The 12,119-nt window shown below is 52.8% G+C and carries 9 protein-coding genes; 4 read left to right on the top strand and 5 right to left on the bottom strand.

What is annotated here, in order from left to right; translation table 11 throughout:
• Position 1: 1 nt before the first annotated feature.
• Genes gspF through gspC form a run of 4 tightly spaced genes read right to left on the bottom strand, consistent with a single transcriptional unit; the run spans position 2 to position 5,650 of the window.
• Positions 2 to 1,225: a type II secretion system inner membrane protein GspF gene (gspF, locus tag JIG40_RS10710; protein ID WP_199465333.1), complete on the bottom strand. Its 1,224-nt coding sequence runs from the start codon at positions 1,223 to 1,225 to the stop codon at positions 2 to 4.
• Complete coding sequence (gene gspE / locus JIG40_RS10705; RefSeq protein WP_020429371.1) at positions 1,225 to 2,736, bottom strand: type II secretion system ATPase GspE; 1,512 nt, start codon at positions 2,734 to 2,736, stop codon at positions 1,225 to 1,227. The genes gspF and gspE overlap by 1 nt, the downstream gene beginning before the upstream one ends.
• Positions 2,733 to 4,769, bottom strand: coding sequence for a type II secretion system secretin GspD (gene gspD, locus JIG40_RS10700; RefSeq protein ID WP_020329326.1), 2,037 nt, complete (start codon positions 4,767 to 4,769; stop codon positions 2,733 to 2,735). Before gspD ends, gspE begins: the two co-directional genes overlap by 4 nt.
• A gap of 35 nt (positions 4,770 to 4,804) precedes the next feature.
• Positions 4,805 to 5,650 (bottom strand): type II secretion system protein GspC, encoded by an 846-nt coding sequence (gene gspC / locus JIG40_RS10695; protein ID WP_206769376.1) that lies wholly within the window; start codon positions 5,648 to 5,650, stop codon positions 4,805 to 4,807.
• Positions 5,651 to 5,916: 266 nt separating this feature from the next.
• Here gspC and hslR point away from each other — a divergent pair, with 266 nt between their 5' ends.
• The 4 genes from hslR to JIG40_RS10675 all read left to right on the top strand — a co-directional run bounded on the left by hslR (position 5,917) and on the right by JIG40_RS10675 (position 11,188).
• The gene (gene hslR / locus JIG40_RS10690) at positions 5,917 to 6,303 is read left to right on the top strand and encodes a ribosome-associated heat shock protein Hsp15 (protein ID WP_020329324.1); all 387 of its coding nucleotides are present in this window, start codon (positions 5,917 to 5,919) and stop codon (positions 6,301 to 6,303) included.
• Positions 6,304 to 6,336: 33 nt separating this feature from the next.
• Positions 6,337 to 7,212 (top strand): Hsp33 family molecular chaperone HslO, encoded by an 876-nt coding sequence (gene hslO, locus JIG40_RS10685; RefSeq protein WP_024373342.1) that lies wholly within the window; start codon positions 6,337 to 6,339, stop codon positions 7,210 to 7,212.
• A 338-nt stretch (positions 7,213 to 7,550) separates the two neighbouring features.
• A complete protein-coding gene (pckA, locus tag JIG40_RS10680; protein ID WP_199465332.1) occupies positions 7,551 to 9,179 on the top strand; it encodes a phosphoenolpyruvate carboxykinase (ATP) in 1,629 nt (542 codons plus the stop codon).
• 110 nt (positions 9,180 to 9,289) lie between these two features.
• Complete coding sequence (locus tag JIG40_RS10675; RefSeq protein ID WP_199465331.1) at positions 9,290 to 11,188, top strand: AsmA family protein; 1,899 nt, start codon at positions 9,290 to 9,292, stop codon at positions 11,186 to 11,188.
• Here the strand turns inward: JIG40_RS10675 and JIG40_RS10670 are convergent.
• Positions 11,185 to 12,111: a bifunctional GNAT family N-acetyltransferase/hotdog fold thioesterase gene (locus JIG40_RS10670; protein ID WP_020329320.1), complete on the bottom strand. Its 927-nt coding sequence runs from the start codon at positions 12,109 to 12,111 to the stop codon at positions 11,185 to 11,187. The genes JIG40_RS10675 and JIG40_RS10670 overlap by 4 nt on opposite strands.
• Between the last annotated feature and the right edge of the window lie 8 nt (positions 12,112 to 12,119).

Here is a 12,119-nt window from a genome sequence, read left to right as displayed (position 1 = left end):
CTCAGCGGCTCATCAAGTTATTCATTTCAAGAATAGGCATCAGCGTTGCCATGACGATAAACAGCACCAGACCTGCCATCAGCGCGATCAGTGCCGGAGTGAAAATCCCCAGCGCAATATTGACCGTGGATTCAAAGTTGGTGTCCTGGTTATCGGCCGCGCGCGTGAGCATGCTTTCCAGCTCACCACTCTGCTCGCCACTGGCGATCATGTGCAGCATCATCGGGGGAAACAGTTTGGTCTGATCGAGCGCTTTACGCAGACTCGAACCTTCACGCACATTCTCAGCCGCCGCCAGCACTTGCTGTTTGACGTACTGATTGGTCATGACATCCACCGCCACGCGCATACCATCGAGAATAGGAATGGCACTGGAGGTACAGATGGACAGCGTGCGCGCAAAACGCGAGGTATTTAGGCCGCGGGCAATTTTGCCGATCACCGGCATGTGAATCACTCGGCGATCCCAGTTCAGGCGCACATCCGGCTTACGCAGCAGCCAGCGGCACAGGTAGACCACCAGCATCAGCGCAATCACCAACTGGATACCCCAATGCTGCACAAAATCACTGGCCGAGAGCAGAAACTGAGTCGATTTCGGCAGTTCCTGCCCCATCTGAATAAACTGGCCGACAATTTTCGGGACCACTGCGGCCAGCAGAAACGCCACGATACAGACCGCAAATACCACCAGTACAATCGGATACAGCATTGCCTGTAGCAGTTTGGAACGCAGTTTCTGACGGTTTTCTGCATAATCCGCCAGACGCTCCAGCACCGAATCAAGATGACCGGATTTTTCCCCGGCAGCCACCATGGAGCGAAACAGCTCATCAAACACCTGCGGGTAATCCGCCATACTGTCTGCCAGCGTATAACCTTCGGTGACTTTGGAGCGTACCGCCGCCAGCATGTTGCGAATACGTGGTTTCTCAGACTGCTCGGACACCGCGCGCAGACACTCTTCCAGCGGCATACCGGACTGTACCAGCGTTGAAAGCTGACGCGTCAGCAGCGCCAGATCCGGCGTACTGATACCACGACGGGATAAACCGAGACTGGCACTCTGCGCCTTAGCCGCTTTGGCTTTGGTTTCGACGACCTCGACCGGCACCAGCCCCTGCTCTTTGAGACGCAGGCGCACCTGACGCGCATTGTCGCCTTCCAAGACACCTTTTTTCTGTTTGCCACGAGCATCCAGCGCTTTGTATTCAAACGCGGCCATCAGGACTCCTTGGTCACGCGCATCACTTCTTCAAGCGAGGTCACGCCCAGACGCACTTTTTCCAGACCATCGTCGCGAATGCTTGGTGTGGTTTCGCGCACCAGCTTTTCAATCGCCTGTTCACCCGCTTCGGCGTGAATCAGCGCCTGAACTTCATCCGTCACCAGCACCAGTTCATGAATCCCGGTCCGGCCACGATAGCCTTTGAAGTTACATTTCTCGCAGCCATGCGCTTTGTATAAGATCAGCTCATCTTTTTTCTTCAAATCGAACAACTTACGCTGCTCTTTATCCGCTTCATACGGCACTTTACAGTCCGGACACAGGGTACGTACCAGACGCTGAGCCAATACGCCCAGCAGTGACGAAGAAATCAGAAACGGTTCAATGCCCATATCGCGCAGACGCGTCACCGCGCCAATCGCAGTATTGGTGTGCAGCGTTGACATCACCAGGTGACCAGTCAGCGACGCCTGTACTGCAATCTGCGCAGTCTCCAGGTCGCGAATCTCCCCCACCATCACCACATCCGGGTCCTGGCGCAAGATAGCGCGCAACCCGCGGGCAAAGGTCATGTCCACTTTCGGGTTAACCTGAGTCTGACCAATGCCGTCGATATCGAATTCGATCGGATCTTCGACGGTCAGAATATTGCGCTCGTTGCTGTTGAGCTCCTGCAAACCAGCATACAGCGTGGTCGATTTACCCGAACCCGTCGGGCCGGTAACCAGCAAAATGCCGTGCGGGCGTTCAATCAGATGGCGGAAGTTGTCGTGGTTACGCTCGGTCATTCCCAAACTGTGCAGATCCAGACGGGTCGCGTTTTTGTCGAGCAGACGCATAACCACCCGTTCGCCATGGGATGAGGGCATGGTTGACACCCGCACATCCACCGAACGACCACCAATGCGCAGCGAAATCCGGCCATCCTGCGGGACGCGTTTTTCTGCAATATCGAGCTTAGCCATGACTTTGACCCGCGACACCAGCAGCGGCGAGAGCTTGCGGCTCGGCGACAACACTTCACGCAGTACACCGTCGACACGAAAACGAATCGACAACGCTTTCTCAAACGTCTCGATATGAATATCGGATGCGCCTTCTTTGATCGCTTCGCCGAGCATGGCGTTAATCAGTTTAATGATGGGCGCATCGTCTTCCGATTCGAGCAGGTCTTCGTTTTGTGGCAATTCTTCCACAATCGAGAAGAAATCATCGCTGTCGGCACCGATGTCTTCCATTAACTGACGGGCTTCCGACGAATCACGCTGGTACACCTGAGTCAGTTTGCTTTCAAACTCGTTCGCTGGCAGCTCGACTAAGGTCAGGCTGCCTTTGACCACGCGGCGGACCTCAGCCAGCGGCGCCATCGACATCGGAGCCACGTAATAGACCGTCGGCGCCTCTAAGCCATCGTGCCATTCCAACACAATCTTGTAGCGGTTCGCGAAGCTAAACGGCAAACGGCGAACCAGATTACGGGCCACTTGCGCTGCTACCACTTCCGTCATTGCTTCTCGTCCATTTGTTCAATAAATGCCTGAATTTCAGGTTGATGCAGGCGATCCTGACCATATTTCGGCAGCACCGGAATGTTGCTGTCTTCCATCAGTTTCAAGCCTTTGTCCGCTTTAAACAGTTGTTCAGCGCGAATGTAGTTGTATTTACGCTGCGTAATACCATCGGCGGTTACGCCGTTGCGGATAATGGTTGGCTTGATAAAGACCATCAGGTTTTTCTTCTCAACCTGAGTACTGGTTGAGGTGAACAGATGGCCCAGAATCGGAATGTCGCCCAGCAGTGGCACTTTGGATTCGCTTTCAGCCGTACGCTCATCAATCAAACCACCCAGCACCAGCATCTGACCATCCTGTACCATGACAGAAGTATTGAGCTGACGTTTGGCAAAACGCACATCGACCGCGCCATTCGCACCCAGTACGTTGGAAACTTCCTGTTCAATCGACAGCTGTACGGAATCGCCTTCGTTGATTTGCGGTACCACTTTGAGTTTGATACCGACCTCTTTACGATCCACCGTCTGAAACGGATTATCGTTATTTGAGCTCGATGTTGAGCCGGTAATCACCGGCACTTCTTCACCGACGATGAACGACGCTTCGCCGTTATCCATCACGGTAATGCTTGGCGATGACAGGATGTTGGTGTTGGAGTTGGTCGATACCGCGCTGATCAGTGCGGTCCAGTCGCCCATCAGCACGCTGACCGCAGCACCATTGATGCCGGAGAGTGCTGACGCGAGGCTGGTGTAATCACCCGATTCGGTACTGGTATAAGGACGACGGTTGCCGCTTGAGTCATAGTAGTACTCGGTCGTGGTCTGATCTTTGGCTTCTTCCAGACCGACCATCACATTACCGATCGAAGCGCCGCTGTTGCTGAACTGAACCACAGAGCCGCTTTCCAAAGAGCCCCACTGCACGCCGAGGTTAATACCGTCCGCTTCCGACATTTCGACGATCAGCGCTTCAATTAGGACCTGAGCACGACGAATATCCAGTTGTGCAACCACATCAAGAATCGCGTTCATGATGTCCTGCGGCGCCGTGATCACCAGTGAGTTGGTTTCCGCATGCGCAGCAATCATCACGTCATTACGCTGGCCGCCACCGGACGCTGTGGCGCCCTTCTGGCCATTTTGCTTATCGGCCTGCAGGTTATCCGACACGCCTTTGAGCACATCGACCAGGTCTTCCGCTTTGGCGTATTTGAGGTACACCACGCGGTTATTACCTTTGGTCGCCATCTCAACATCCAGTTGTCTGATCAGACGTTTGAGACGTTCACGCACTTTCGGGTCACCGGAAATCAGAATTGAATTGGTTCGCTCGTCGGCGACGAATTTCGGCTGCAGGAATTCCGGCGTATTTTTCGCGTCGTTGGCCTTATTGAGCGCTTCAACGATACGCACCATTTCAGACGCCGACGCATTTTTAAGCTCAACCACTTCGATGTCTTTATCACCAGCCTGATCGACACGACGAATAATGTCCGCCAGACGGTTAACCACCGCCGCGCGGCCAGTGATCAGAATGATGTTAGCCGGGTCGTAATGCACCACGTTACCCGCGCCTGCGTTATCAATCAGCTGACGCAGCAGCGGCGAGAGTTCACGCACTGATACGTTTTTGACCGCCACTACCTGAGTGATGACGTTGTCGCCGTTGGCGCGATCATTGTCGCCCAGAACCGGAATGGCGGACGTTTTGGCATCCTTCGCCTTGATGACTTTCAGCACGCCGTTGTCCATTTCAACCACCGCGAAGCCGTACACTTCGAGAACATTGAGGAAAAAGCTGTAGTACTGCTTTTCATTCAACGTATCGTAGCTGCGGACATCCACTTTGCCTCGTACAGAAGGGTCAACAATAATGGTTTTCTCGAGGTTGCGGCCGACAATGTTGATGAATTCCTGAATATCCGTGCCTTTAAAGCTGGCGCTGAATTCATTCGCCAGTGCTAACGGCGTTGCCAATAAACTTCCGGCTAACAGCCATGCACTTTTGTTAAGCCAATGCTTCACAGAATACTCCCTCAACGTTTGCTGACACTTTGATGTTAAAACTGAATATAGATGTCATGTTGCTGTCCATCTCGTTCTACTGTGAGGTTAATCTCGGTCAAATCCGTAATCGACTCAAAGACCTTGCTCATCACGTCCGGATCCGTCAGATCCAGACCATTTAATTGTGTGGCGATATCGCCGTTCTGTAATCCCACTGACTCAAACAGTGCCGGGTCTTTACCCGGACTGACACGATAGCCCAGAATTTTGTCATCCTGCTTCAACTGGGAGAGCGTGACGTATTGGAAAATTTCGCGGGGGTTTTTGGCGACCGCGGCGCGAATCGCGTCGAGTTTATCTTCCACGGGCGTGTCTTTGGCTGTTCGGGTTGGTGCTGCGGCAGGTTGGGCACTGACTTTAGAATAGTCTATTCCTTCCAGCATCAGGGTCTCATCCCGGCCAGAATTATCAATAATGACCCGATCCGGCATCACCGCTTTGAGTTTTACTCGCGTGCCTTCAATCACTTCATTCAGACCATACGTTGCCTGAGACCCACGATTGGCAATCACCGCCAGACTCTGGCTCGGCTCAGAACTCGCAACAACGCCCACCAGCACAAGGTTTAAACGGGTTTTAGGCGCGTCGACTTTGACAGGCGCCGGAGGTGGCGTCTGGTCGTTGTAATGTCCGAACAGATCACCTTTCTGCAACACGCTGATGTCCATGCCACTGCTGGTTTTGGGCTGAGCAGACGCATTGGCTGACCATGCGGCGACCGTCGTCTGTTCACTGTGCAGCATCCAAACCATTTTGCCGACGATCCACGCAGACAATGCGATGCAAATCAAAGTGACCCACAAACTGAGCGGCTTTTGCCAATGTGGAAAACGCTGCATCCAATCCCCGGATGTCAGCTGTTGTAAATTGATACGCTCCACTCTGTGTCCTTCATTCCTAAATTGTTGCGCTAACGTCATGTTTTTTATCAGTAGGAGCCTTTTAATTCAGGACCTTATATAAAATATAGCAATATATCACAAGCTTCGCGGACTTCTTTTAACTTACGATTAAATTGTCGACTTGCTTGAAAAACTGACATGCAATCACCATTGTAACCAGCAAGCCAAAAGCGAAATAAACACATTAGAGGTAATTTGCCAGCATGAGTTCCCCATCTGAAGCGGTTCGACTCGATAAATGGTTGTGGGCCGCAAGATTTTACAAAACTCGCTCGCTGGCGCGGAATATGGTCGATGGTGGCAAAGTTCACTATAATGGCCAGCGAACAAAACCAAGTAAGCTGGTCGAAGTCGGTGCGATCATTACCCTGCGCCAAGGCAACGAAGAAAAAACCGTTGTAATTGAACGCGTTTCCGAACAGAGACGTGGCGCACCGGAAGCTCAGACCCTGTATTCAGAAACGGCTGAAAGCGTGGTGAAACGCGAGCGCATGGCGCTGGCGCGTAAACTCAACGCCACCAACCCAGCCCCGGATCGCCGCCCGGATAAAAAACAGCGCCGCGATCTTCTAAAATTTAAACATCAATAAAGAGCCGGACTATTCCTTATGACTACAAGCTCAGTGTCGAAAAACACGTTAAACCGCTACCTATTTGAAGATCTTTCAGTACGTGGCGAGTTGGTGCAACTGGATGAAACGTACCAACACATGATTACCAGCAAGGAATACCCAGCTCCAGTACAGAAACTGTTGGGTGAGCTTTTGGTTGCGACCTCACTGCTGACGGCTACGCTGAAGTTTGAAGGCTCGATTACCCTGCAGCTGCAAGGCAACGGCCCGGTTTCACTGGCTGTGATTAACGGTGACAACAACCAGAAAGTACGTGGTGTGGCTCGCTGGGAAGGCGATATTGCCGATGACGCAGGCCTGCACGATATGATGGGCAGCGGCTATCTGGTGATCACCATTGAACCGAAACAGGGCGAGCGCTATCAGGGCGTGGTTGGCCTGGAAGGTGACAATCTGGCAGAGGTACTGGAAGGTTACTTCCTGCGTTCAGAACAGCTGAAAACCCGCCTGTGGATTCGCGTTGGTGAACAAGATGGCAAACCTCATGCTGCTGGCATGCTGCTACAAATCATGCCTGACGGCACAGGTACTCCGGAAGATTTCGAACACCTGGAACAACTGACCAATACGGTGAAGGATGAAGAGCTGTTCACACTGGAAGCCAATGAGCTGCTGTACCGCCTGTACAACCAGGAAAAAGTGAAAGTATTCGAACCTCAACCGGTTCAATTCCAGTGCGGTTGTTCTCGTGAGCGCAGCGCCGCAGCGATCGTAACCCTCTCGCGTGACGAGGTGTACGAGATTCTGGCAGAAGAAGGTTTTGTCGCTCTGCATTGTGACTATTGCGGCACCACTTACTCGTTCGATTCCGCGCAAGTGGCTGAATTGTTCGCACAAGATAGCTCAGAGAACAAAACCCTGCATTAATTTATCGGGTTTAACAAGCACGAAAATTTACCACTACAGCCAGCATTATGCTGGCTTTTTTTGTGATCAAAACCCAATAAAATCAATAGTTACACTCACCGTACGCCGTACTTAATTTCTTTGGAATAATAATCCCTTTGGTCTGGCGCAATGGTTTGCGTGCGCGATAAAATACCCCAGCCAACAATATGTGACGGGTTACCTAAAACCACAGGGAAAGCGTGGATAATTTTTGAACTATCTCCCTGTTTTTTCCCCACCCCGTTGCTAGCATGGTGAGCAGATAACAATTACAAACATTATTAAAAATCCCTACAAAATCCTTATAAGGAGCACCTATGACCGTTATGGAACATACTAAGGCTGCACAATTAGATCTTACCCAATACGGAATAACCGATGTAACTGAAGTGGTGCGAAACCCAAGTTACGAATTGTTATTCGAAGAAGAAACTCGCTCAGATCTGGAAGGCTACGAAAAAGGCGTAGTCACTGAACTGGGTGCAGTGGCCGTTGATACCGGCATCTTCACTGGCCGCTCACCAAAAGACAAATTCATCGTTAAAGACGCCACTACCGAAGAAAACATGTGGTGGACGTCTGAACAAGCGAAAAACGACAACAAACCGATCAATCAGGCCGTGTGGAACGATCTGAAAGCGCTGGTTGGCAAGCAATTGTCCGGCAAGCGCCTGTTTGTGGTTGATGGCTACTGCGGTGCGAACGCCGATACCCGTCTGTGCGTACGCTTTATTACTGAAGTGGCATGGCAGGCTCACTTCGTGAAGAACATGTTCATCCGTCCTTCAGAAGAAGAGCTGGCGACGTTCAAACCGGATTTCGTGGTCATGAACGGCGCGAAATGCACCAACGATAAATGGCAGGAACACGGTCTGAACTCTGAAAACTTCACCGTATTCAACCTGACCGAAAAAATGCAACTGATTGGCGGTACTTGGTACGGCGGCGAGATGAAAAAAGGTATGTTCGCGATGATGAACTACTTCCTGCCGCTGCAAGGCATCGCATCAATGCACTGTAGTGCCAACATGAGCAAAGATGGCGACGTCGCCGTGTTCTTTGGTCTGTCTGGTACCGGTAAAACGACTCTGTCGACCGATCCAAAACGCGCGCTGATTGGTGACGATGAGCATGGCTGGGATGACGATGGCGTCTTCAACTTCGAAGGCGGTTGCTACGCGAAAACCATCAAGCTCTCGAAAGAAGCCGAGCCAGACATCTACAACGCGATTCGTCGTGATGCATTGCTGGAAAACGTGACTGTCCGCGCTGATGGCTCGATCGATTTCGATGATGGTTCAAAAACCGAGAACACCCGTGTTTCTTACCCGATTTACCACATCGACAACATCGTTAAACCCGTCTCTAAAAGCGGTCACGCGAACAAAGTGATCTTCCTGTCTGCCGATGCATTCGGCGTGCTGCCTCCAGTGTCTAAACTGACGCCGGAACAAACCAAGTACCACTTCCTGTCTGGCTTTACTGCCAAACTGGCTGGTACTGAACGCGGCATTACCGAGCCAACGCCAACCTTCTCTGCTTGTTTCGGCGCAGCGTTCCTGACGCTACACCCGACCAAGTACGCCGAAGTGCTGGTGAAACGCATGGAAGCCGCTGGTGCGGAAGCTTACCTGGTTAACACGGGCTGGAACGGCACGGGCAAACGTATCTCGATTAAAGATACCCGTGGCATCATTGATGCGATTCTGGATGGTTCAATCGAACAAGCCGAAACCAAGCACATTCCTATCTTCAACCTGGAAGTCCCAACAGCGCTGCCAGGCGTAGATCCTGCAATCCTTGACCCACGTGATACTTATACCGACCCACTACAATGGGAAAGCAAAGCTAAAGATTTGGCCTCTCGCTTTATCAACAACTTTGCTAAGTACACCGACAACGCGGAAGGTAAAGCGCTGGTTGCGGCAGGCCCTCAACTGGACTAAAACTGATAACTCAGTAGCAAGCCCCTCTTTTGAGGGGCTTTTTTTGTTGAAGCCAACGCCAATTTACTCCAAGCTGTGGACTTTCAGGACGGTCATCGCATCAGGGAATTATGAAAAAGCTGCTTGCTCTCGGGGTTGGATTGGTTGCGCTGCTGCTGGCACTGACGCTGGTCGCATTCGGCATCATGCACACCCGTTACCTGACACCGTCTGCGCAGTGGCTGACCGAGCATCTGTGGCCCGAAAAACTGACCTTCAGTGAGCTCGATTACGAATACCCACTCCATTTCCGCCTGCACAATGTGACGCTGGAAACCAGAGCCAACCCGCTGAGCTTTCAACAAGTGGATATCTGGCTCAGCCCGCAACTGTTTCATCAGGACAAATGGGTGATCGACAGCGTACTGCTCGATGGCGCCAACTTTTCCGATGGCTTGCCAGACAATGATTTTCTTGCCCAACTGCAGCTCAATCAACTGGCGCTGCACAATATCGATTTCGCCAATCGCGGCCTGATTGCACGCGGCGTCAATTTACAGGTCAAAAAGCCTATCTGGAACAACGCCAAACAGTGGCTGCCTTACGGCGAACTGCAACTCTCAGCCGAACAGTTTTACTGGCAAGGTGAAGCGCTCAACAATGTACTGATCGATGCCGATTACAAAGCACAGGACAGCACCGTTTACGGCGCCTCGTTTCAATGGCGCGGCGGCGAGTTTTCTGGTCAGGCAGAGCAGTATCCGGCCGGTTGGTCGCTGGTCAACGTCACCATCAGCAAGCTGGACCTGAAAGACGATCTGTCTACGCTGAGCGCGCCGTGGTGGCAGCTGGCCAAGCCTTATCTTCACCACATCAACAGCCTCGATGTGCTGAGCAGCAATTTGCAGCTGGGTGAGACCAAACTGACCAACCTCGCGCTGTCGCTGGAGAACCTGACGGTCGATCAGTCACTGTGGCAGCAAGACAGTGGCTACCTGTCACTCAACGCCGAATCCGCGGACTGGCATGGACTGCAATGGATTGAACCGACGTTTAAGCTCGAGTTTCGCCCGGGCAACATCACCATCAGTGATTTTGCTGCCGAATTGCTGCAAGGCAGCATTCAGCTCAGTGGTGACATTCAGCCCTCCGGCATCCATCTTCACCAGTTAACCGCACGCGGCATCAAATGGTTTGCCGAGCAGCAACAGGATTGGGCGTGGCTGGACAGCGATCTTCCTGCGCTGAAAAATCTGACCATTGATCAATGGGATCTCAACAACCTGCAATTGATCCAACTGACTCATAAGCCGTTTTGGCAACTCTCTGGCCTGAATGTTGAAGGACGCAATACCGAGCTCAATCGCAATGGCCGTTGGGGCCTGTGGAATGGGAAACTGAGCATCAGCGCCAACAGCGCCAGTATCGGCTCGCTCGTCAGTAGCCAAGGTGTGGTGGAGATGAGCAGCAAAGAGGCACACTGGCAGCTTGAGCGCGCGTTCCTGCCGTTGGAGAACGGTTATTTGGATGCCACTGCCAACTGGGCATTTGACGCAGCCAGCGCGCCATGGAACGTCAATTTGCATGGGGACGGCGTACCGCTCACTCAACTCGGCCAGTGGCTGCCTCTGCCATTGAAAGTCGATGCCTTGGCCGAAATCGATTTGGCCGCCGATGGCCTTGCGGGCGACTATACGATGCTGGCTCACTCACTGAGCGGCGAACTGAACCTCAATTTGCGCGATGGCACGTTGGTGATGAAGAACTCTGATGCGTTGGTGGTGCAGCCTTTCTCGCTCGACGGGCTGAGGCTGAACGCCGACCGCGGTCGCCTGTCACTGCATGCGACGCCGCTGTCCGGCCCAACGCTCAATGCCCGCCTGCACGGTGACATCGATTTGGTTGAACCCAAACAAGGGATGTTGGAACTGGAGGTGACTCAGCGCTGCGATACTCAGCATTTTGATCTGCTGCGCAATCAACAGCGCGAGGAGAAAGGCTCGGACAAAGCGTGCGTGCCAGCCCCTTAGCCGCGCGCATTTTCCAAAATGGCTTGGTAGTTCGGGATCAGCATGTAAGTGCCGATGAACTCCACGGCGTCGTTATCGCCACTCGAAATATTCACGTTAACCACAATGCGCGCTTTGCGCCCGGAGGCCAGGCGGTCCAAATCGCCGCTGATGCCATCCAGTGACGTCGACGCCACCGGGTTGTGTACCACCGGATGGCGGTAACGGATACGGCTGTCGACCAGCACAATATCTCCTTCCAGGTTACGCTCACGCATCAGCAGCCACGCCATCCCCCAGCCAGTCAGCGTCGCCAGCGTAAAGGCAGAGCCCGCAAACATGGTGTTATGGGGATTGAGGTTCGGGTTAAGCTGCGCGCCACACTGGAACTGATAGCCCGTGTACTGCAGCACTTTGATCCCCATTTTTTCGCTGATCGGAATGTGCGCCGCCCAGCGCTCCTGAAGCTCGGTACACCACTCCGGTTTACGCAGCACATTGGCCATCGGGTCGAGCGGTTTGACCATCTGCTGATGGCGTACCGGGCCGCGTTCATCGGTCAGTTCACCGCGGCGCTCAAAACCATTTTTCTCATAGAATTTGATCGCGTCTTCACGAGCGTTACACACCAAGCGTTTCGCCCCTTCCTGACGCGCCAGAGACTCAAGCGCCACCAGCACGAGCGAGCCCATACCCTTGGCGCGACGACTGGCTTTGACCGCCATGTAGCGGATCTGGCCTTCGTTATCCGGGGTAATGTACAGGCGACCAATCGCGATTGGCCGTCCCCGACTGTCGACAATCATGCGGTGGTGGCTCATCGCGTCATATTCATCACGCTCTGAGCCAATCGGCATACGCCACGGCTCGCGCAGCAACTGCCAGCGGAAGTGATAATACTTATTGAGCTGATTATCCGTTTTCGGCGTAATAAGTTTAAACATAGAGTCCG

Source organism: Vibrio sp. bablab_jr001 (genome assembly GCF_016464285.1).
Classification (GTDB): Bacteria; Pseudomonadota; Gammaproteobacteria; order Enterobacterales; family Vibrionaceae; genus Vibrio; species Vibrio fluvialis.
Note: the sequence above shows the minus strand (reverse complement) of the source record. Positions and strands in the feature narration are given on the sequence as shown.